Origin of the sequence: Anaeromyxobacter sp. K, from assembly GCF_000020805.1 — a bacterium.
GTDB lineage: Bacteria > Myxococcota > Myxococcia > Myxococcales > Anaeromyxobacteraceae > Anaeromyxobacter > Anaeromyxobacter dehalogenans.
This window is the reverse complement of record NC_011145.1, coordinates 2,960,411-2,980,655: the sequence shown is the minus strand read 5'-3', so window position 1 is coordinate 2,980,655 and position 20,245 is coordinate 2,960,411. Positions and strand designations below refer to the sequence as shown.

The window sequence follows — 20,245 nt, the reverse complement described above, 5'->3', positions numbered from 1 at the left end:
GGACGACGTGGACAAGGTGCTCATCACGCTGGCCGCAGCGCTCGCCGTCGGCGTCACCGCCCTCGCCACCGCGTGGGTCCAGTCGCGCATCGGCTCGGCCGGCGCAGGGGCGCTCGCCGAGAAGCCGGAGGTGCGCGGCGCCGTCATCGTCATGCTCGCCATCCCGGAGACCCTGGTGATCCTCGGCTTCGTGGTGGCGGTGCTCATCCTGACCGGAGGGTGACCGTGGGCTACGGCGACCTGCTCCGCGTCCTGGCGGAGGAGGCGGAGCGCGAGGGCCGCGAGGTGCGCGCGGCCGCGGAGCGCGAGGCGGCGCGCGTGCTCGAGGAGGCGCGGGGCGCGACCGCGGCGGCGCGCGACGCGCTGGTGACCCGCGCCGCCGCCGACGCGGCCGAGGCGGCGCGTGCACGGGGCGAGGCGCTGGGGCGCGAGCGGGAGCGGGTGTCGCTCGTGGCGCGGCGGGAGGCGCTCGAGGCGCTGCACCGGGCGGCGGCCGGGGCGCTGGGGGGAGCGGGCGACGCGGCGCTCGACGCGCGCCTCCTCGCGGAGCTGCTGCCGGAGGTGGGGGACGCGCCGTTCGAGGTCGAGGTGGATCCGGGGGCCGCCGAGGCCTGCCGCGCCGCGCTGGCGCGGCTCGATCCTGCCGCGGCGGCGCGGGCCACCGTCCGCGAGGCGCCGGCGCCGCGCGGCGGCGTGCGGGTGCGGGTGGGGCGGCGCGAGCTCGACGACACGTTGCCGGCCCGCCTCGAGCGCCTCTGGCCCGAGGCGGAGGCGGAGCTGGCGGCCATGCTGTTCGCGGAGGCGGGCGCGTGGCCCGGCTCGACCGACTGAACGCGCGCGTGGGCGCGCGACGGCCGCTCCTGCTCGACGCGCCCGGGCTGCGCGAGCTGCTCACCCGGCCGTCCACCGAGGCCCGCGTGGAGCTGCTGCGGACCCGGGCCGCCGGCGCCGGGCTGCCGGCGGACGCGGCCGTGCCGCCGGTGTCGATGGCGCGCGTCGAGGCCGGGCTGCGGGCCGCGGCGCGCGTCGAGGCCGAGCGGCTGGCGGGGCTGGCCGAGGGGCGGCGCGCGCGTGCGCTGCTCGGGGCGTTCCTGGCGCTCGACGAGGCCGCGGCGGTGAAGGCGGTGCTGCGCGGCGTGGCGCTGGGAGCGCCCATCGACGCGACCGTCGCCGCCGCGCCGCCGGTGACGCCCCCGGGGCCGGAGGCGATCCGCGCCGCCGCGGCGGCGCCGGCGCTCGCCGACGCGCTCGCGGTGCTGGAGGCGGCGGGCTCGGCGGTGGCGGCCGCGGTCCGGCCCGCGCTGCCCCAGGTCCCGAAGGGCGGGCTCGCGCCGCTGGAGCGCGCCGCGGATCGCGCCGGCCTGGCGCGGGCCCGCGCCGCGTGCCGGCACCGCGGCGAGGACGGCGAGATCCTGGCGCGCCACCTCTCGGACCGCACCGACGCGCGCAACGCGGAGACGCTGCTCAGCCTGGACGGCGCCGCGCCGGAGCCGGGCACCTGGCTCGAGGGCGGCCGGCGCTGGGACGCGGCCGCGCTCGACGCCCTGGCGCGGGCGGGGCCGGCGGCGGCGCGGCGGGCGGTGGCGGCCGGGTTCGGCCTCCCGGAGGCGGCGCTCGGCTCGCCGTGGGCGGCGGAGCGCGCGCTCGAGGCCGCGCTGGTGGCGCCGCTCCGGCGGGAGGCGCGGCGGCGGCCGCTGTCGATCGCGGTGCCGCTGCGGCACCTGCTGGAGCGCCGGGCCGAGGTGGCCCGCGTGGCCGTGCTCCTCCGGGGCGCCGCGGTCGGCATCGCCGGCGACGAGCTCCTCGATCTGGTGGAGGCGTGACATGGCGGCCGCGCTTGGCGGGCGGGTGGGGGCGGCGGGCGCGGCGGGCGCGCTGCGGCTCGCCGTGGCGGTGCGGCCGGGGGACGCGCTGGGGTTCCGGCTGGCGGGGGCGCCGGTCGAGGCGGTGGCGCCGGGCGAGGAGGCCGCGGCCTTCCGGCGGCTGCTCGGGGACGCGGAGGTCGGGGTGCTGGCCGTGGAGGAGGAGCTGCTGCGCTCGGTCCCGGAGCGCCTGCTCGCGCGCGTGCGCGAGCGCGGCCTGCCGGTGGTGCTGCCGTTCGCGCTGCCGCGGCGCCTGGGCGAGGAGGGCAGGGGGCGCGCCTACGTCGCGGCGCTCATCCGCCGCGCCGTGGGCTACGGGGTGAAGCTGGGCAGCGCGGGCGGGGGAGGGGCGGCATGAGCGGGACGCTGATGCGGATGGCCGGGCCGACGGTGGTGGCGGAGGGCCTCTCCGGCGCGAGCCTGAACGAGGTGGTGCGCGTCGGCGAGGAGCGGCTGCTCGGCGAGATCATCCGCATCGAGGGCGACCGCGCCACCATCCAGGTCTACGAGGAGACCGCGGGGCTCGCGCTCGGCGAGCCGGTGGAGGCCTCGGGCGAGCCGCTCGCGGTGGAGCTCGGCCCGGGGCTGCTCGGCTCGGTGTTCGACGGCGTGCAGCGTCCGCTCTCCGAGCTGGCCGCGCGCGAGGGCGACTTCCTGGGCCGCGGCGCCTCGCTGCCGGCGCTGGACCGCGCGCGCGCCTGGGAGTTCGAGCCCGCCGTCGCGCCCGGCGACCGCGTCGAGGGCGGCGCGCGCCTGGGCGTGGCGCGCGCGCCGGGCGCCCCCGACCACCTGGTGGTGGTCCCGCCCGGCGTGACCGGTCGCGTCTCGGAGGTCCGCGGCGGCGCGCGGCGCGTGGACGAGCCGGCGGTGCTGCTGGACGGGGGCGCCACGCTCGCGCTGCTGGAGCGCTGGCCGGTGCGCCGCCCCCGCCCGGCGCGCCGCCGCCTCCCGCCGGACGTGCCGTTCCTCACCGGGCAGCGGGTGCTGGACTGCTTCTTCCCGGTCTCGGCGGGCGGGACCGCGGTGGTGCCGGGCGGGTTCGGCACCGGCAAGACGGTGCTGGAGCAGAGCCTGGCGAAGTGGGCCGCCGCCGACGTGGTCGTCTACGTGGGCTGCGGCGAGCGCGGCAACGAGATGTCCGAGGTGCTGGACGAGTTCCCGCGGCTCGAGGACCCGCGCACCGGCGGGCCGCTGCTCGCGCGCACGGTGATGATCGTGAACACCTCGAACATGCCGGTGGCCGCGCGCGAGGCGTCCATCTACACCGGCTGCGCCATCGCCGAGTACTTCCGCGACATGGGCCGCTCGGTGGCGCTCATGATCGACTCCACCTCGCGCTGGGCCGAGGCGCTGCGCGAGATCTCGGCGCGGCTGGAGGAGATGCCGGGCGAGGAGGGCTACCCGACCTACCTCGCCTCGCGGCTGGCGCGCTTCTACGAGCGCGCGGGCCGGGTCGAGACGCTGGGCGGGGCCGAGGGCGCGGTGACCATGGTGGGCGCGGTGTCGCCGCCCGGCGGCGACCTCTCGGAGCCGGTCACCCAGTGCTCGCTCCGCGCCACCGGCGCGCTCTGGGCGCTCTCGGCCGACCTGGCGCACCGCCGGCATTACCCGGCGGTGGACTGGAGCGTGTCCTTCACGCTGGAGGGCGACCGGCTCGCGGGCTGGTTCGAGCGCGAGGCGGGCGACGGGTTCGGCGCGCTGCGCGACGAGGCGCGCAAGCTCCTGCAGCGCGAGCGCGAGCTGGCCGAGGTGGCCGAGCTGGTGGGGACCGAGTCGCTCCAGGACGCCGAGCGGCTGGTGCTGGAGTCGGCGCGGCTGCTGCGCGAGGGCTTCCTGCGCCAGAGCGCGCTCGATCCGGCGGACGCGACCTGCCCGCCCGCGAAGGCGTTCGAGATGCTCCGGCTGTTCCTCGAGTGGCACCGGCGCGCCGGCGCCGCGGTCGGCGCGGGCGTGCCGCTCCGGTCGATCCTCGACACCGGCCTGGGCGCGCGCCTGCTCCGGCTGGCGCAGCTCCCGGCCGCCGAGGTGCCCGGGGCGGCGGCCGCGCTGCGCGCGGATCTCTCGGAGGCGCTGGCGCGCCTGGAGGCGGAGTGATCATGGACCTCGTCACCCGCCGGATCCGCGGGGCGCTCGGCATCGCCGGCCCGCTGCTGTTCCTGGAGGGCGTGCCGCGCGCGCGCCTGGGCGAGGTGGTGCGCATCCGGGGCGAGCCCGAGGCGCACGGGCGCGCCGCGGAGGAGCGGAGCGGGCAGGTGATCGCGCTCTCGCGCGACCGGATCGCGGTGCAGGTGCTGGAGGAGACGCGCGGCCTCGCGCCCGCGCGCGCCGAGGTCACGCTCACCGGGCAGGTGGCGCGCCTGGGCGTCTCGCGCGGCATGCTGGGGCGGGTGCTGGACGGGCTCGGCCGGCCCGCCGACGGCCTGCCGCCGCCGGTGCCGGAGGCGCGCCCCGCCATCCACGGGGCGGCCCTCAACGTCACGCGGCGCGAGAAGCCCTCGGACTTCATCGAGACCGGCGTCTCCGCCATCGACGGGATGAACACGCTGGTGCGCGGCCAGAAGCTGCCGGTGTTCTCCTGCGCCGGGCTGCCGGCCTCGCGCCTCGCGGCGCAGATCGTGTGCCAGGCGCGGGTGCGCGGGGGCGAGCCGTTCGCGGTGGTGTTCGCGGCCATGGGCTCGCCGTTCCGCGAGTACCACGCGTTCCTGGACGCGTTCCGCGCCGCGGGCGTGCTGGATCGCACGGTGGTGTTCCTGAACCGCGCCGAGGACCCGCCCATCGAGCGGCTCATGACGCCGCGGTGCGCGCTCACCTGCGCCGAGCACCTGGCGTTCGCGCACGGGCTCCACGTGCTGGTGGTGCTCACCGACGTGACCAGCTACTGCGAGGCGCTGCGCGAGGTGGCGCTGGCGCGCGAGGAGGTGCCGGGGAGGCGCGGCTACCCCGGCTACATGTACACCGACCTCGCCACGATCTTCGAGCGCGCAGGGCGCGTGCGGGGGCGGCCGGGCTCGCTCACCCAGCTCCCGGTGCTCACCATGCCCGACGACGACCTCACCCACCCCATCCCCGACCTGACCGGCTACATCACCGAGGGGCAGATCGTCCTCTCGCGCGACCTGGACCGCCGCGGCGTGTACCCGCCCATCGACGTGCTGCCCTCGCTGTCGCGGCTCATGGGCCTGGGCGCGGGGCCGGGCAAGACCCGGGACGACCACCGCCCGGTGGCGGACCAGCTGTACGCGTTCTACGCGCGCGGCCGCGACGTGCGGCGCATGGCGGCCATCGTGGGCGCGGCCAACCTGGGCGAGGAGGAGAAGCGGCTGCTCGCGTTCGCGGACGCGTTCGAGGACGAGCTGGTGGGCCAGGGCGGCACCTTCCGGACCATCGAGGACACGCTCGAGGCCGGCTGGCGGCTGCTGTCCGGCTTCCCGCCCGCGGCGCTCACCCGCATCCCGGAGCGGCTGCTGCGCGCCCGCCCGGCCCGGCCCGCGGCCGGGGCGGCGGCGCTGTCCGGCGGAGCCGTCGCATGAGCCGCGCCGCCACCACGCGGATGGGGCTGCTCGAGGTCCGCGCCCGCCGCGCCGTGGCCGGCAAGGGGGCGCGGCTCCTGCGCGCCAAGCGCGAGGTGCTGGCGAGCGAGCTGTGGAAGCTGGTGCACGACGTGCTGGAGGGGCGCGCCCGGCTGGACGAGGCGCTGCACCGCGCGGTGAAGGCGCTCGAGCTCGCGAAGGCGCTGGAGGGCGAGGAGCGGCTCGCGTCGCTGGCGCTGCCGGCGGCCCGCGCCGTCCCGCTCGCCGTGACCGTGCGGCGCGTGTGGGGCGTGCCGACCCCGTCGGTGGCGGCGCCGCCGCTGGTGCGCGCGGCCGATCAGCGGGGCAGCTCGCCGGTGAGCTGGGGGCCGTCCGGCGCGGCCGCCGCGCGTCACCACGAGGAGTCGCTGGAGGTGCTGCTGACCATCGCCTCCAAGGAGCTGCACCTCGCCCGGCTCGGCGAGGAGATCCAGGAGACCTCGCGGCGCATCAACGCGCTCGAGCAGCTCGTCCTGCCCGCGCTCCGGTCCGAGGCCTCGCGCATCGCCGCGGCGCTGGACGAGCGCGACCGCGAGGACGCGGTGCGGCTGCGGCGCTTCCGCGCCCGCCACCCACGCCCCGCCTGAACGGCTGCGCCGGCGGCCTCAGCTCGGCCGTCGCCACAGCGGCAGGAGCTCGGGCGGGAGCAGCCGCCCCACCTCCTCGGCCTGCTCCTCCGGGAGCTGCGCCCGCAGCGCCGCGAACACCGCGCGGGCGGCGGCCTCGGCGCCGCCGGGCGACGGGCCCAGGTCCTCGGCGACGTGCGCCTCGAACGCCTCCGCGGTGAGCGGCTCGCGCGGCCGCGCCAGGGTCGTGCCGCGGTGGCGCTCGCACAGCGAGAGCTTCCCGCGGAAGGGCTCGGGCAGGACCTCCCGGAGCGGGGCGAAGTCCGAGGAGCGGGTGCGATCGGCGAGCGCGCAGGCGACCGCCTCGACGGCCCTCGCCGCCTCGGCGCGCCGCGGCAGGCCCTCCCGGGCGAGCGCCTCGACGAGCGCCCGGAAGTCTGCGTCGATGAGCGGATCCGAGAGCCTCGGCATGCCCGGAACGTCGTCACCGGACGCGGGGCCGTCATCCCGGCCTCCCCGCCGCGGGGCCGCCATATTGCCGGGTGGCGGGAGGCGATGGGGCTCGGAACGGGGAGGACGGGGCGGGAGCGCCCGCGCGCGCCGGGGATGGCGTCCCGCGCCCGGGCCTCGGTCTGGCCCGCGGCGCTGGCGGTCGGGGTCGTGTCGGTGCTCGGCGTCGCCGCGCTGGGCGTGAGGACGCAGCGCATGGCGAGCGAGGCGTGGGACCGCCTGCTCGACCAGAACGTGGCGGCGCTGGTGGACGCGGAGCGGCTGGCGACCGCCAGCGAGCTCGGCCTGCGCCTGGCGCGCGACGCGGCGGTGGACGGCGAGCCCGCCACCGTCCGCGCGCTCGGCCGCAACCAGGCGGAGGTGGCCGACCTGCTCGGGCGGGCCGCGGCGCGCGCGAGCACCCCCGAGGAGCGGGAGCGCGTGGCCGCGCTCGCGGGGGATCACGCGCTCCTGTGGCGCCTGGGAGAGCAGGCGGCGATGGAGCGGCTGGGCGGGCAGCCGGCGGGGGCGGTGGCGAGGCGGCTGCAATCCGCGGCGGGCCCGGTGCGGCGCCGCATCGACGACGGGGTCTCGGCGCTGGTGCGGGCCCACGAGCAGGACCTGGCCCGGGCGCGGCAGGCCGTGGCCGCGGGCGAGCGCCGCGGCCTGCTCGCGCTGGCCGGCGCGGCGGCGGTGGCGGTGGCGCTCGCGGTGCTGCTCGGCGCGTGGCTGCGCCGCAGCCTCGGCGCGCTCCGGCGCAGCGAGGCCCGGTTCCGCGCCACCTTCGAGCACGCCGGCGTGGGCATGGCGCACGTGTCGCCGGACGGCCACTGGCTGCGGCTCAACCGCCGCTACCGGGACCTGCTGGGCTGCGAGCGCGAGGACCTGCGCGGCGCCACCGTGCTCGACCTGACCCACCCCGACGACCGCGCAGCCGAGGCGCAGCGCAGCGCGCGGCTGCTGGCGGGCGACCTCGACGGCTACGCCGCGGAGGAGCGCCTGCTCCGCCGCGACGGCGGCACGCAGTGGGTGAACGTGACCTGCGCCGCGGTCCGGGACGGCGCGGGGCGCGCGCGCTACCTGGTGCGGTCCGCGGAGGACGTCTCCGCCCGCCGCCGGGTGGAGGAGGAGCTCCGGGCCGCGGTGCGCGCCCGCGACGAGTTCCTGCAGGTGGCGTCGCACGAGCTGCGGACGCCGCTCGCCACGCTGCGCCTCCAGGCCGAGGCGCTCCGGGCCGCGCTGGCGCGCGGGGGGGCCGACCCGGGGCGCGCGGTGGCCCGGGCCGACGCGGCGCTGCGGCAGACCGCGCGCCTCGACGCGCTGGTGGACGCGCTCATCGAGGTCTCGCGGGCGGGCCGGGGCGCCGTGGCCCTGCAGCGCGAGCGGCTCGACCTCGCCGAGGTGGCGCGGCGCGCGCTGCGCCGGAGCGTCGACCAGGCGTCGCACCACGGCATCGAGCTGCACCTGCGGAGCCGGAGCGTGCCGGCGTGGGGGGACCGCGCGCGGCTGGAGCAGGCGCTCGGGCACCTGCTCTCGAACGCGGTCCGCCACGGCGCGGGGCGGCCAGTGGAGATCCGCGTCGAGGCGGCGGGCGCGCTCGGCCGCATGGTCGTGGTGGATCACGGGTCCGGCGTGGACCCGGCCGACGCCGAGCGGATCTTCGGCCGCTTCGAGCGGGCGACCTCGTGGCGCCACCATGGCGGCCTGGGGCTGGGGCTGTTCCTGGCGCGGCGCATCGCCGAGGCGCACGGGGGCACGGTGCGCCTCGAGCGAGCGGACGGGGACGGGACCGCCTTCGTGCTGGAGGTGCCGCGGGAGCTGGCCAGGGAGGAGCTCGCCCGCGGCGCGGGCGAGCCGTCCGGCGAGGACCAGCCGGGGCAGGCGCACTGATGAGAGCACGTGAAACAATCCCCTCCCGTCGCCGCGGCGGCCGATCCGCGTCGCATCGCGTCGTTGCTCCTCCCTCACATGCCGACGGGCATGCTCGGTCGTCGCGCCTCGCGCTGCTCGCGTCTCGACCGCCTGGCTCGGTCCGGGGATGGATTCACGCGCTCCGAGCGCTCACCAGGGGATGAGCTGCCCGTCGCGGAAGAACCCGCCGCTCGGGCCGTCGTCCGGCAGCGTGGCCAGCCAGACGATCCCCTCCGCGCCGCGCTCCACGGAGCGGGGGGCCTCCTCGCCGCCCATGCGCGTCCGGACCCACCCCGGGCACGCCGCGTTCACCTTCACCGCGGGTCCGGTCACGCCGGAGAGCTTGAGCGTGAGCGCGTCGAGCGCCGCCTTGGAGATGCAGTACGGCGCCGGACCCTCCAGCCCCTCGCCGAACGATCCGGAGCCCGACGAGACGTTCACCACGCGTCCCCAGCCGGCGCGCTGCATCGCCGGCACGAGCGCGCGGCACAGGCGGAGCGGGCCGAACAGGTGGACCTCCATCGCCTCGCGGAAGGCCTCCTCCGGCGCGCTCAGCACGCCGCCCTGCGGGTACACGCCGGCGTTGTTCACGAGCACGTCCACGTGGACGGCGTCGGCGGCGAGCTGCGCGAGGGCGGCGTCCACCGAGGCGGGACGGGACAGGTCGATGGCGAGGGCGCGGGCGGCGTGGCCGCGGGCCGAGAGCGCTGCGGCGGCGTGGGCGCCAGCCGCCGCATCGCGCGTCCCCAGGAGCACCGCCATCCCGCGGGCGGCCAGCGCCTCGGCGACCGCCAGCCCGATCCCGCGGTTCGCGCCCGTGACGAGCGCGGTACGTCGGGGCGGGCGATCGGATCCGGTCATGCCGACGGCATGCGCCGGATCCGGTCGCGAGTAAAGCCCCCGGGCGCGGGCCCGCGCGCGGCCGCGCACCTGGATCGCCCGCGCGCCCGTCCGGCGCGACCGCGGGGACCTCGCGCGCGCCCGCGAAGGCGGCGCGCGAGGTCACGGGGCCCGCGGAGCTCCGCTTCGCGGGGCGGGGCGCAGCCGCTCGAGATCAGTTCGGAGCCGTGATCGTCTGCGTCGTCGCGTACGCGCCGCAGGTCGTGGTGACGGTGGCGGTGAACTGCGCGCTCGCGCCGGGCGCCAGCTCCACGGTGGCCGGCGAGACCGACACGCCGAGGATCCGGTCGCTCACCGTGACCGCCGCGACCGTGCTCGCCGTCCCGCTCGCCTGGCTGGTCGCGACCACGTGATACGTGCCGGCCGTGTCCGGCGCGGTGTAGACGCCGCCCGAGGTGATGGACCCGCCGGCCGCGCCTTCCTGGACGGACCAGGTCACCGCGCCGTTCGCGGCGCCGGTGACGGTGGCCGTGAAGGTGAGCGTCCGGCACGCGTCCACCGCGCCGCTGGCGGGCGAGAGCGTCACCACCACCGGCCCCGGCAGCGTCGGCGCGCTCACGGTGACCGTCGCCTCGGCCGTGGCGGCGGGATCCGCGACGCTCGCCGCCACCACGTGGCAGGTGGCCGCCGCGCCGGGGGCGGTGTAGACGCCGGCCGCGCTCACGCTGCCGCAGCCGGACGGCTCGCGCACGGTCCAGGTGACGCTCGTGTCGCTGGCGTTGCTGACCGTCGCGGTGAACGCGACCGTGCCGCCCGCGCCCACGGCGGCCGTCGCAGGGGAGACGGTCACCGAGATCGGCGCCGGCGTCGGGGTGACCACGACCTTCGCCCGGCCCTTCGCCAGCCCGTTGCCCTTGCTCGTCGCGCTGACGGTGTAGGTGCCCGCGGCGAGCGGCGCGACGTAGCTGCCGGTCTGGCTCACGGTGCCGGCGTCGGCCTCCCAGGTGACGGCCGTGTCGGCGGTGCCGGTCACGACGCTGGAGAAGTCCACGCTCCCGCCCGGCGCGACCTGGATCTCCTTCGGGCGGACCTCCACGGTCACGGTCTGGCCGGCGGGGGGGAGGGGCCCCTGGGTGGACGTGGAGCCTCCGCCTCCGCATCCGGCCAGGGCGGCCAGGACGGCGAAGGCGAGGAGCAGGCGGGTGATCGGCATCTCGCTTTCCTTGCGGGCTGGGGTAGCGGAACCCCCGGTGAACCCTGGGTGCGTCCCGCGATCCGGTGTCGTTGAGTCGTGGGGCAAATTCCCACGACGCACCGGGTCAGCAAAAGCCGCCAAAGCAGCGGTGCCGCCGTGGGCGAACAGCGCACATCTCCTTGCATCGGCTGCAGGTTTTCCGCTGCGTCGGGCGGGGCCGCGCGAACGGCGCGGGATGGGGATGCGTTCCGCTCGGCTCGCCGCGCGTACGCACGGATCGTGAATCCATCGCTGCCCGCGCGTCGCCGCTCACCGCCCAGAGCGACCTCGGGGTACCCACCGACTCCCGGGGGATGGATCGTCGCAGGGCCGGAGCATACAGTCGCACCCCCATGAGGGGTTTCCGGCGTGACGGCGGGGTGTACGCGCTGTTCTTCGTCTCCGGCGCGGCCGGCCTGGTCTACCAGGTGGCGTGGTCGCGCCTGCTGAACGAGATCTTCGGGGTCACCGCGCACGCGGTGACCGCGGTGCTCGCCACGTTCCTCGGTGGGCTGGCGCTCGGGAGCTGGCTGCTCGGGCGCGCAGCGGACCGCTGCCGCGACCCGCTGCGGCTCTATGCGCTGCTCGAGCTGGGCGTCGCGGCCACGGCGATCGCGGGCACCGCCGTGGTGCGCGCCCTCGATCCGGTCCACCTGTGGGCCGCCTCGCGGCTCGCGCCGGACTCCCTCGGGCTGCTGCTGGTGCGGGCCGGACTCGCGGCGGTGGTGGTGCTGCCGCCCACCGTGCTCATGGGCGGCACGCTCCCGGCGATCACGCGGGCCCTGGTCCGCCGCATCGGCCACCTCGGCCGCGAGCTGAGCTTCGTGTACGCGCTCAACACCGCGGGCGCGGTGGCGGGGAGCGTCGCGGCGGGCTTCGCGCTGATCCGCGCGCTCGGGGTGCACGGCACGCTGTGGGCCGCCGCCGCGGCCAACGTGGCGGTGGGGCTCGGGGCGCTCGCGTTCTCGCGGGCCCGCGGCGCGGCCGGGGCGGCGCCGCCTGCGGTCGAGGCTCCCGTGACCGCGCCGGCGGCGGGCGCGGCGACCGGGACCGGGTGGATCCTCGCCGTCATGGCGCTCTCGGGCGTGTCCTCCCTCGCGCTCGAGGTGATCTGGACGCGCATGCTGATCCTGATCGTCGGCACCTCCACCTACGCGTTCGTCACCATGCTCACCGCGTTCCTGGTGGGCATCGCGCTGGGGAGCTTCGTGGCGCGCGCGTTCGTGGATCGGGTGCGGAGCCCGCGCCGGGCGTTCGGCTGGGTCCAGGCCGGCATCGCCGCGTCCACGCTCGCGACCCTGCCGCTCATGGGCGCGCTGATGGGCGACGCGCAGCGGTGGATCGACGGCCTGGAGCTCCGGTGGGAGGCGCTGCTCGCCGGTCGGTTCGGGCTCAGCTTCCTGGTGATGATCGTCCCGACCACGCTCATCGGGATGACGTTCCCGCTCGCGGCGCGGATCTGGGCCCGCTCGCTCGACACGCTGGGCGGGCGCCTCGGGCAGCTCTACGGCGCGAACACGCTCGGGAACATCGCCGGCGCGGTGCTGGGCGGCTTCGTGGTGCTGCCGGCCGTGGGGATGCAGCGCGGCGTCGCGCTCATGGCGGTGCTGAACCTGATCGGCGCCGCCTGGGCGCTCCTCCCCGCGCGCGAGGACCACCGGCGGCCGGCGGTCCTGCTCCGCGCCGCGCCCGTCTCCGCCGGCCTGTGGGCGTGCGCGCTGCTGGTCGCGCTCTGGCGGCCCGCGCCGTTCGGCGCCGCCGAGGAGGGCCCGGACGATCCGGTGCTGTTCTACCGCGAGGGCCTGGTCTCGACGGTCAAGGTGATCCAGCGCGCCGACGACGGCCGGCAGCGCGTGATGCTGGTGGACGGGGTCCGCATCGGCCAGAGCAGCGAGGGCGTGGACCGCAAGCAGCAGGTGCTGGCGCACTTCCCGATCCTGCTGCGCGACCGGCCCCCGGCCCGCGTGCTCACCATCGGCCTCGGCACCGGGATCCTGGCGGGCGAGGTGGCGCGCCACCCCGGGGTCGAGCGGGTGGACGTGGTCGAGCTGTCGCCCTCGGTGATCGAGGGTGCGCGCCTGTTCGACCGCTTCAACGGCGCGGTGCTCGACGATCCGCGCGTGCGGGTGGTGAACGACGACGGCGTGGCCTTCCTGCGCCGGAGCGCCGAGCGGTACGACGCGATCATCTCCGACGGCAAGTCGCGGTCCGGGCACGCCGGGAACGCGCAGTTCTACTCGCAGGACTACTACCGGTCGGCGCGCGCCCACCTCGCCCCCGGCGGCGTCATGATGCAATGGGTCCCGCTCGACGTGCCCGCGGCGGACCTCCGCGTCATCCTGCGCACGTTCGAGGAGGCGTTCCCCGACACCTACGTGTGGATCGCGCAGTCGTCGTGCTTCCTGGTCGGGCTCGACGGCCCGCTGGCGCTGGACCTGGCCAGGGTCCAGCGGGTGCTCGACGCGCCGGAGAGCGACGACCTGCGCCGGCACGGCTGGCGGACGGCGGCCGAGGTCGTGGCGCTGCTCGCCGCCGACCGCGAGACGCTCGCGCCGTGGCTGGCGCTGGAGGACACCGTCAACACCCTGGAGCGCCCGGTCCTGGAGTTCTACGCGCCCGCCGAGCTCGCCGTGCCGCCCGGCGTGCGCGCCGCCGCGAACCTGGCCACGCTCGGGACCCTGAGCCGCGGCATCCCTCCCACGGCGCGGGTCACCGGCGGCGACGCGGCGGCGCTGGCGGACGGCGCCCGGGCCGAGCGGCTCCTGGTCGACGGGGTGGCGGCGCTGGGGCGCGGGGACGCGGCGGGCATCGCCCGGCTCGAGGCCGCCGCGCAGGCCGCGCCCGCCGACGGCGTGATCCGCCAGGCGGTGGCGGAGGCGCTGGTGCAGCTGGGGGTGGACGCCGACCGCTCGAGCGATCTCGCGCGTGCCGAGGTCCTGTACCGCGCGGCGATCGCGGCGTGGCCGCGCTTCGCGACCGCCTGGGTGAACCTCGGTCGCGCGCTCGCGCTCGAGGGCCGGCTCCCCGAGGCGCTCGCCGCGGAGCGCCGGGCGCTGGACCTCAACCCGGAGTCGGGCAGCGCGCACCGGTGGGCCGCCGAGCTGCTCCTCGGGGTGGGCCGCCCGGGCGAGGCGACCGATCACGCGCGCGAGGCCGTGCGGCTCGCCCCCGGCGCCGCCCGGCTCCGGGCGGCGCTCGGGACCTCGCTCGCGATGTCGGGCCGCTTCGACGAGGGGCTGCGCGAGCTGCGCGAGGCGGTCCGGCTCGATCCGCGCGCCCCCGAGCCGCTGGGCCGCACGGCGCTGCTGCTCGCCACCCGGCCCGGCGCCACCGGCGCCGACGCCGAGGAGGCGGTGCGGCTCGCGTCGCGGGCCCGCTCGCTCACCGACGGCCGCGATCCCGCCGCCCTCGAGACGCTCGCGGCCGCGTACGCCGCCGCGGGCCGGTTCGGGGACGCGGTGGCGGAGCAGGGCAGGGCGGTGGAGCTGCTGGACCGCGCGGGCGCTGCGCAGGCGGGCGACGCGCGCGCGACGCTGGCGCGCTACCGGTCGGGCCAGCCGCTCCGGCTGGACGCTCCGGCGGCGCCCTGACGCGAGGTCGCCGCCGGCGACGCGCCCGCGCGGCGATCGATCACCGGCGCGCGCAGCCGCACCCCGGCTCGCGCCGGGCTCACTGGCAGCGCGCCGCGTCCGCGAACGGGCAGGCGAAGACCCGCGAGATGCTGGCGCCGCCCAGGCTGGCGCCGATGGTGAGCACGCCGCTCGAGAGGTCCGGGACGCCGCCGGTGGCTCCGGCGGGCAGCACGGACGTGGCGGCGCCGTCCACGTAGGCGGTCAGCGCCCCGGTGGTGGCGTCGGCGCAGGCGGTGAACCGGTGCAGCGAACCCGGCGGCCAGGAGTCGTAGGGCAGCGTCGAGGCGCTGCACGCCGACGTCGCCGCCTGCCCCGGTGCCTCCGTGGCGAAGCAGACGCGGGGGTCGAGGTAGAGCCGGGTGGACTGCGTGGCCGCGTCGTCGATGAACGTGAGGACGATCCCGCCGACGTCGGCCCACGCGCCGTCCGCGACCAGCTCCGCGCCGAGGCAGTAGCCGGTCGTCGAGGTCCGCTCCGCGAGCGGCCGGCGGTAGGCGAGCTGGGCGTTGCCGGCGACCGTCCCGTCCACCACCGGGACGGGCCACCGCCCCGGGTTCGCGTAAGGAGGCAGAAGGTAGCCCTGCCCGTCGGCGCCGGTCGCGGTCTCCCCGGTGACGCGCCGCGGGACCCACACCGCGCCGTTCGCGAGACGCGTGCCTTCCGCGGCGCCGACGATGTCGCGGAACGTGTCCACCGTCGCCGGGCGCGTGTCGAAGATCACCTCGTAGACCGAGGCGTCCAGCGTGGGGTCGTCGCCGGCCGGGTACGAGCCGATGGACAGCGGCAGGACGGACTCGTCGGAGAACGCGGTGGCGACCGCGGTGGAGAGCGCGCCGGTCTGGCCGTGCGCGCCGGCGAGGATCTGCCCGCCGGCGCGCCCGCCGCACACGTAGTCGAACGCGTAGGTCTCGACCGCCTCCGGCGTCACGCTCGTGTCCGGCGACATGATGGCGCCTCCGGCGGTCGCGGTGAGGTAGTGGAAGCAGTAGGCCTCGTGCATCTGCATGAGCGCCCAGCCTTCCGGCCAGGCCGCGGTGGGGAACTCGGCCTGCCCGCGCGCCACCAGCGTCTTGTTGGGCGCCGTCATCCCGGGGTGGAGGCCGGGCTTGAACTTCACGCAAACGGTGAAGTCGCCGGAGGTGTCCACCGCGCGCGCCCCGTGCGCCGCGTCGGCCACGAACCGCGTCGCGCCGGTGGCCCACGGGCCGACCAGCGTCTCCGCCGGGCTCCAGAGGCCCACGGCGGTGGTGGACGGCAGCGCGCCCTGCGGCACGAAGGTGATGCGACCGTGCGTGTCCGCGAAGGTCGTGCCGCTCCAGACCACGTGCGCGGCCGTGGTGGGCTGCTCGACGAAGGCGTGGGGTGGCGGGGTCGTCCCCACCGCGTGCGGCGTCCAGTCGAAGGCCTGCCGGGGCGACGGGGCGAGCACGGGGTCGGCGTACAGCCCGAACGCGAAGGCGTCGGCGACGCCGTCCTCGACCTTGGTGGCCGTGAGCACGCAGAAGCCGCCCGCCGACGGCGCCGTCCACTGGAAGGAGGAGCCCGTGGTGCCCGGAGCGACGGCGCCGCCGCAGCCGTCCCGGAGCGCGTACGTGGCGGCGCCGGCGGCCGCCCCGGGGTCGAGCGTGATCCCGATCGTCTGGCCGGAGTGGACCGCCATGCGGCAGGTGCCGTCGGCGCCGGTGCGGCTCACCGTGCAGCCGGCGACCGTCGCGGTGGGGGAGGGGTAGGCGGAGATGGCGCCGATGGTGGTGCGGGGCACGAACGTGCCCACGATCGACACCGACCCGGTGGCGCTCCCCGGCGCCAGCACCTGGATGGCGACCGCGCTCGCGTCGGCGAGGCCGTTCGCGGTGGCGGTCAGCGTGAGCGCGCAGGCGCCCGCCGCGCTCGAGGACCAGCTCGTCGACTCGGCGGCCGGCGTGGTGAAGGTTCCGGAGGCGCAATCCTGGGACCACGCGTAGGTCACGCCCGCGCCCGCGGGCGCCACCACGCGCGCGCTCAGGGCGATGGACTCGCCCACGAGCGGCGTCATCTTGGAGGCCGACAGGGCGACGATGATCGGACCCTGGCCCGGCGTGGGGCCGGGGCCGGTGCTGTCCACGATGCGGAGCGTGACCTGGGAGGCCGCGTTCGCCTGGATGGCGACGGTGGCGGCGCCGGTGCCGACGACGGACTGGCCCGCGTACACCGAGACCGTGATGGTCTGCACGCCGACGGGCAGCGTGAGCACGCCGCCGAAGGTGCCGTCCGGCTGGTGTGCCAGGTCCTGCGTGACGTTCGCCGGCGAGGCGAACACCCTCACCGCCGTCACCTGGTCCGGCGCAGTCAAGGCGTCGGTCCGCACCACCGTGACGACCTGCCCGACCTGCGAGCCGCCGCCACCGCTGCCGCCACAGCCCGCCATCACGAGCGCGAGCGCGAGCGCGAGCACCGTCGAAGTCTTCGTCATCGGTCGGGCCCCCCGCGGCCCCCATCCCCGGTCGCTCGGCGGCGTCGATCCGCCGGCAGCGCCATCCCCGTGACGCGGCACCAGAGCAGGCGCCCGACCTGCACGCCATCCCACGATCACGTGCCGTACGGAACGTGTACCCGGCCCTCGGCTCTTCGTTCGGGGGGTGAGGACGCCAGGCGCGCCGCCCGCTCGCGCCCCCGAGGCGCGAGGGAGCGCGGTGACGACCCTTCGGTGTGGTTGCGGTCATATGAACGAGTCGGCATATGACGAAGCGTGGAGACGTCCTTCGCCGCGATCGCGGAGCCGAACCGCCGGGCCATCCTGGGCCTGCTCGCATCCTCGGAGCAGTCCGTCGGCGAGATCGAGCGCCGGCTGCGGATGCCGCAGACGTCGGTGTCCAAGCACCTCCGGGTGCTGCGCGAGGCGGGCCTGGTGGAGGCGAGGGTCGAGGCGCAGCGGCGTGTCTACCGGATCCGGCCCGAGCCGCTGCGGGAGATCGACGCGTGGCTCGCGCCGTTCCGGCGCTTCTGGACGGCCCACGTGGACGCGCTCGAGCGCCACCTCGATCGCATGGAGCAGGCCTCACCGAAAGGAACGAAGCGATGAGCAGCCGCGAGTACGAGCCCGGCCCCGCGTCCGGTGCCGAGGTCCGCAAGGAGGGCGAGCGCTGGACCCTGGTGCTGGTGCGGGATCTCCGCCACCCGCCAGCGAGGGTCTGGGAGGCGCTCACCGATCCCGCGCACCTCGCGGAGTGGGCGCCGTTCGACGCGGACCGGTCCCTGGCCGCTGCGGGGCCGGTGACCCTGTCGACCGTGGGCACGCCGACGCCGCAGGTGTCCGCGTCCACCGTGAGGCGGGCGGAGGCGCCGAGGGTGCTGGAGTACACCTGGGGGGACGGCGAGCTTCGCTGGGAGCTCGAGCCGCTCGCCGGCGGCACGCGGCTGACGCTGTGGCACGGCATCGACCGGCGCTTCGTGTCGTGGGGCGCCGCCGGGTGGCACGTCTGCATGGACGTGCTGGACCGGCGCCTGGCGGGCGAGCCCATCGCACGCATCGTCGGGCCGGACGCGTTGAAGCTCCCTGGCTGGCAGCGCCTGGTCGGCGAGTACGCGGCCAGGCTCGGCGGGTAGCCGTCGAGCCCGCGGTCGGGCATCGAGGAGATCCCATGGAAACGACCCTGCAGGCGCCGGCCCGTGCGGCCGGACCCTCGCGCCCCCGCGCCACGTGGACGGTCACCGCGCTCTGCCGCGTCCACGCGCCGTTCACCGCCCCCGCGCAGCCCCGGTACGCACCCCGATGACCGCGCGCGCACCCGAGGCCGGGACGAAGCAGGCAGCGCCGGAAGGCTCCGCCTCCGCGGAGATCGACCGGAAGATCGCGGCGCTCGGCGACTGGCGCGGGGAGACGCTCTCGAGGGTGCGCGAGATCATCCTCCAGGCCGACCCGGAGATCGTCGAGGAGCTGAAGTGGATGGGCACGCCGGTCTGGTCGCGCGGCGGCATCCTGTGCACCGGCGAGACCTACAAGAGCGTCGTCAAGCTGACGTTCGCCCGCGGAGCCGCGCTGCCGGACCCCGCGCGCCTGTTCAACTCGAGCCTGGAGGGCAAGGTGCGGCGCGCCATCGACCTCCGCGAGGGCGAGGCCGTCGACGCGAAGGCGCTGAAGGCGCTCGTCCGCGCCGCGGTGGCGCTCAACCTGGAGGCGAAGGGGAGGCCGAAGGCGCGGCGGCCGGCCCGCCCGCGCCGATGAGCGACGCTCAGGTCGTCGCCACCAGCAGCTCCTCGGAGTTGCTGGGCAGGCGCGCCGACGGCGGGAGGTCCGCGCTCACCGGCCGGCCGCGAGACGCCGCTCGACCTCGTCCCGCTCGAGCGAAGGCTCCGGAGCGAGCTCGAGGAAGCGGCGCCAGGCGGCCAGCGCCTCCTCGCGGCGCCCCCGCTGCTCGCAGACCACGCCGAGCTTGTACCAGACCCCCGGCAGCGTCGGCGCGATCGCCGTGGCCTCGCGGAAGCGCGCCTCGGCGCCCTGGAGATCGCCGGCGGCGTAGGCGGCCAGGCCGAGGTCCGAGAGCGCGGGGGCGTGCCGCGGCTCGGCCGCGATCGCTCGCTCCCAGAGCTGGACGGCGCCCGGTGGATCCCCCCGGGCCCAGCGCCGGACGCCCATCCGCCACAGCGCGTCCGGATGGCGGTGCTCCCGCGCGAGGACGCGCGCGTACAGCTGCTCCGCCTCCTCGGCCCGGCCGAGCTGCTCGTAGGCGACCCCGAGCTGCACCAGGGCGTCCGCCTGGGCGTCGGGCCGCACCGCCAGGATCTCCGCCGCGCGCGCGAAGGCGGCGGCCGCTCCGGCCATCTCCTTGCGCCCGAGCAGCTGCGCGCCATAGGTGAGCTGCATCTGGGCCGAGGCCGGCTGGACCCGCACGCCCTCGGCAAAGATGGAGAGGCTGTTCGACCAGGCCCGTGCGTACCACGCGCCGCGGACCGCCAGCAGCGCGAGCGCGACCCCTGTGATCGTCCGGAGCGCCACGCGGCGCGGCCCCTCGAGGACGGTGGCCGTCACCGCGGCGACCCCGAGGACGAAGCCGACGCTGGGGAGGTAGAGCAGCCGTTCCCCGAAGATCGTCCCGATGGGGACGAGCAGGTTCGACGCGGGGAAGATGGCGAAGGCGTAGATGGCCGCCGCGGCGAGCCGCACGCGCCGGAGCCGCCCGGGCCAGGCAGCGAACGCGGCCGCGCCGGCGAGCGCGGCGACCGCCAGGGCCAGGCGCGGGTCGAGGGCGGAGGCAACCGGCGGGATCGCGGCGTACGAGTAGTCGGGCGACAGCGTGACCGGCGCGATCGAGAGCTGGAGGCCCTTCCCCAGCACGACCAGCGCGGTCGCGATCCGCTCGAGGAGCGGTGCATCGGCGATCGGGTTCACCAGGAAGGTCGTGCCCGGCATCCCCAGGCTTCCCAGCACGGCCCAGCGGGCGGCGAGGTAGACGCCGGCGGCCGCGAGGTAGGACGCGTAGAGCGTGGCGGCGCGGCGCGGCGCGGCGCGGACCTCGGCGCGGCGGAAGATCAGGTCGAGCGCGACGACCAGGCCGATCAGGACGAGCCCGGTCTCCTTGGAGAAGGCCGCCAGCGCGCCGAGCAGCGGCGCGGCGACGAGTCGAAGGCCTCCGCGGCGGAGCGCGACCGGGTGGAGGAGCACGGCACCCAGGGTGAAGGCGGTGACCAGGAGCTCCTTGCGCCCGGCCACGTTCGCCACCGCCTCCACGTGGACGGGGTGGACCGCGAAGAGCAGGCCGGCCAGCGTGGCGGCCGCCAGCGGGAGGCCGAGCCCGAGCGCGAGCCCGAGCACCAGGACGGAGACGGCCGCGTGGAGCAGCAGGTTGACGAGGTGATAGCCCGACGGCGCGAGCCCGTGGACCGCGTGATTCAGGGCGAAGGAGAGGGTGGTGAGCGGCCGGTACGTGGCGGACCCCTTACCCGATCCCGCCCAGTCGCGATGGGAGAGGATGGCCGGCACCCCCTCGACGCCGCGGAGATACGCGTTCTCCACGACCTCGACGCGGTCGTCGTACGCGAACGCGTGTCGCAGCGTGTGGAGGTAGGGGAGGACCGCGACGAGCGCGACGGCGAGGGCAGCCAGCCGGACGGGGCGTCGTGGAGAGCGGTCCATCGAGGATCGGCCGCGCATGCTACCACCGCA

General features: G+C 77.3%; 17 protein-coding genes. 12 read left to right on the top strand and 5 right to left on the bottom strand.

Going from position 1 to position 20,245, the window contains the following annotated elements:
- Positions 1-7 precede the first annotated feature (7 nt).
- The 7 genes from ANAEK_RS13425 to ANAEK_RS13395 are packed head-to-tail and all read left to right on the top strand — an operon-like array spanning position 8 to position 6,018.
- The gene (locus ANAEK_RS13425) at positions 8-223 is read left to right on the top strand and encodes an ATPase (RefSeq protein WP_011420255.1); all 216 of its coding nucleotides are present in this window, start codon (positions 8-10) and stop codon (positions 221-223) included.
- Positions 220-831, top strand: coding sequence for a hypothetical protein (locus ANAEK_RS13420; protein WP_304411945.1), 612 nt, complete (start codon positions 220-222; stop codon positions 829-831). The genes ANAEK_RS13425 and ANAEK_RS13420 overlap by 4 nt, the downstream gene beginning before the upstream one ends.
- Complete coding sequence (locus ANAEK_RS13415) at positions 810-1,823, top strand: V-type ATPase subunit (RefSeq protein ID WP_012526676.1); 1,014 nt, start codon at positions 810-812, stop codon at positions 1,821-1,823. Before ANAEK_RS13420 ends, ANAEK_RS13415 begins: the two co-directional genes overlap by 22 nt.
- Position 1,824: 1 nt before the next feature.
- On the top strand, positions 1,825-2,220 hold the full coding sequence (locus tag ANAEK_RS22645) for a V-type ATP synthase subunit F (protein WP_012526675.1): 396 nt from the start codon (positions 1,825-1,827) through the stop codon (positions 2,218-2,220).
- A complete protein-coding gene (locus tag ANAEK_RS13405; protein ID WP_012526674.1) occupies positions 2,217-3,956 on the top strand; it encodes a V-type ATP synthase subunit A in 1,740 nt (579 codons plus the stop codon). Before ANAEK_RS22645 ends, ANAEK_RS13405 begins: the two co-directional genes overlap by 4 nt.
- 2 nt (positions 3,957-3,958) lie before the next feature.
- Entirely contained in the window at positions 3,959-5,392 is a 1,434-nt protein-coding gene (locus ANAEK_RS13400; protein WP_012526673.1) for a V-type ATP synthase subunit B, read from the top strand.
- The gene (locus ANAEK_RS13395; protein ID WP_012526672.1) at positions 5,389-6,018 is read left to right on the top strand and encodes a V-type ATP synthase subunit D; all 630 of its coding nucleotides are present in this window, start codon (positions 5,389-5,391) and stop codon (positions 6,016-6,018) included. Before ANAEK_RS13400 ends, ANAEK_RS13395 begins: the two co-directional genes overlap by 4 nt.
- An 18-nt stretch (positions 6,019-6,036) precedes the next feature.
- Here the strand turns inward: ANAEK_RS13395 and ANAEK_RS13390 are convergent, their stop codons facing one another.
- Complete coding sequence (locus tag ANAEK_RS13390; RefSeq protein ID WP_012526671.1) at positions 6,037-6,468, bottom strand: DUF2267 domain-containing protein; 432 nt, start codon at positions 6,466-6,468, stop codon at positions 6,037-6,039.
- A gap of 135 nt (positions 6,469-6,603) precedes the next feature.
- Between ANAEK_RS13390 and ANAEK_RS13385 the strand changes: the two genes are divergently transcribed.
- Positions 6,604-8,376, top strand: a complete 1,773-nt coding sequence (locus tag ANAEK_RS13385; protein WP_012526670.1) for a HAMP domain-containing sensor histidine kinase — start codon at positions 6,604-6,606, stop codon at positions 8,374-8,376.
- 171 nt (positions 8,377-8,547) lie between these two features.
- Here the strand turns inward: ANAEK_RS13385 and ANAEK_RS13380 are convergent, their stop codons facing one another.
- Together ANAEK_RS13380 and ANAEK_RS13375 are read right to left on the bottom strand one after the other, a co-directional pair.
- Entirely contained in the window at positions 8,548-9,258 is a 711-nt protein-coding gene (locus tag ANAEK_RS13380) for an SDR family NAD(P)-dependent oxidoreductase (protein ID WP_012526669.1), read from the bottom strand.
- Positions 9,259-9,451: 193 nt separating this feature from the next.
- Positions 9,452-10,450: a hypothetical protein gene (locus tag ANAEK_RS13375; RefSeq protein WP_012526668.1), complete on the bottom strand. Its 999-nt coding sequence runs from the start codon at positions 10,448-10,450 to the stop codon at positions 9,452-9,454.
- 374 nt (positions 10,451-10,824) lie between these two features.
- Between ANAEK_RS13375 and ANAEK_RS13370 the strand changes: the two genes are divergently transcribed.
- Positions 10,825-14,061 carry a fused MFS/spermidine synthase gene (locus ANAEK_RS13370; RefSeq protein ID WP_012526667.1) on the top strand — a complete coding sequence of 1,079 codons (3,237 nt, stop codon included), beginning with the start codon at positions 10,825-10,827 and terminating at the stop codon, positions 14,059-14,061.
- A gap of 79 nt (positions 14,062-14,140) precedes the next feature.
- Here ANAEK_RS13370 and ANAEK_RS13365 read toward each other — a convergent pair whose 3' ends face one another.
- On the bottom strand, positions 14,141-16,555 hold the full coding sequence (locus ANAEK_RS13365) for a hypothetical protein (RefSeq protein ID WP_012526666.1): 2,415 nt from the start codon (positions 16,553-16,555) through the stop codon (positions 14,141-14,143).
- Between the two features lie 276 nt (positions 16,556-16,831).
- Here ANAEK_RS13365 and ANAEK_RS13360 point away from each other — a divergent pair, with 276 nt between their 5' ends.
- The 3 genes from ANAEK_RS13360 (at position 16,832) to ANAEK_RS13350 (ending at position 18,307) form a co-directional block, all read left to right on the top strand.
- The gene (locus ANAEK_RS13360) at positions 16,832-17,164 is read left to right on the top strand and encodes a helix-turn-helix transcriptional regulator (RefSeq protein ID WP_012526665.1); all 333 of its coding nucleotides are present in this window, start codon (positions 16,832-16,834) and stop codon (positions 17,162-17,164) included.
- Entirely contained in the window at positions 17,161-17,688 is a 528-nt protein-coding gene (locus tag ANAEK_RS13355) for an SRPBCC family protein (RefSeq protein ID WP_012526664.1), read from the top strand. The genes ANAEK_RS13360 and ANAEK_RS13355 overlap by 4 nt, the downstream gene beginning before the upstream one ends.
- A gap of 166 nt (positions 17,689-17,854) precedes the next feature.
- Positions 17,855-18,307 carry a DUF1801 domain-containing protein gene (locus ANAEK_RS13350; RefSeq protein WP_012526662.1) on the top strand — a complete coding sequence of 151 codons (453 nt, stop codon included), beginning with the start codon at positions 17,855-17,857 and terminating at the stop codon, positions 18,305-18,307.
- Between the two features lie 75 nt (positions 18,308-18,382).
- Here the strand turns inward: ANAEK_RS13350 and ANAEK_RS13345 are convergent, their stop codons facing one another.
- Positions 18,383-20,233, bottom strand: a complete 1,851-nt coding sequence (locus ANAEK_RS13345; RefSeq protein WP_232288212.1) for a tetratricopeptide repeat protein — start codon at positions 20,231-20,233, stop codon at positions 18,383-18,385.
- Positions 20,234-20,245: the final 12 nt, after the last annotated feature.

Bases quoted from the DNA above. Each gene is read 5' to 3' on its own strand.
- ANAEK_RS22645 (WP_012526675.1), top strand. From the start codon at position 1,825: ATGGCGGCCGCGCTTGGCGGGCGGGTGGGGGCGGCGGGCGCGGCGGGC.
- ANAEK_RS13405 (WP_012526674.1), top strand. From the start codon at position 2,217: ATGAGCGGGACGCTGATGCGGATGGCCGGGCCGACGGTGGTGGCGGAG.
- ANAEK_RS13400 (WP_012526673.1), top strand. From the start codon at position 3,959: ATGGACCTCGTCACCCGCCGGATCCGCGGGGCGCTCGGCATCGCCGGC.
- ANAEK_RS13395 (WP_012526672.1), top strand. From the start codon at position 5,389: ATGAGCCGCGCCGCCACCACGCGGATGGGGCTGCTCGAGGTCCGCGCC.
- ANAEK_RS13390 (WP_012526671.1), bottom strand. From the start codon at position 6,468: ATGCCGAGGCTCTCGGATCCGCTCATCGACGCAGACTTCCGGGCGCTC.
- ANAEK_RS13385 (WP_012526670.1), top strand. From the start codon at position 6,604: ATGGCGTCCCGCGCCCGGGCCTCGGTCTGGCCCGCGGCGCTGGCGGTC.
- ANAEK_RS13380 (WP_012526669.1), bottom strand. From the start codon at position 9,258: ATGACCGGATCCGATCGCCCGCCCCGACGTACCGCGCTCGTCACGGGC.
- ANAEK_RS13375 (WP_012526668.1), bottom strand. From the start codon at position 10,450: ATGCCGATCACCCGCCTGCTCCTCGCCTTCGCCGTCCTGGCCGCCCTG.
- ANAEK_RS13370 (WP_012526667.1), top strand. From the start codon at position 10,825: ATGAGGGGTTTCCGGCGTGACGGCGGGGTGTACGCGCTGTTCTTCGTC.
- ANAEK_RS13365 (WP_012526666.1), bottom strand. From the start codon at position 16,555: ATGACGAAGACTTCGACGGTGCTCGCGCTCGCGCTCGCGCTCGTGATG.
- ANAEK_RS13355 (WP_012526664.1), top strand. From the start codon at position 17,161: ATGAGCAGCCGCGAGTACGAGCCCGGCCCCGCGTCCGGTGCCGAGGTC.
- ANAEK_RS13350 (WP_012526662.1), top strand. From the start codon at position 17,855: ATGACCGCGCGCGCACCCGAGGCCGGGACGAAGCAGGCAGCGCCGGAA.
- ANAEK_RS13345 (WP_232288212.1), bottom strand. From the start codon at position 20,233: ATGCGCGGCCGATCCTCGATGGACCGCTCTCCACGACGCCCCGTCCGG.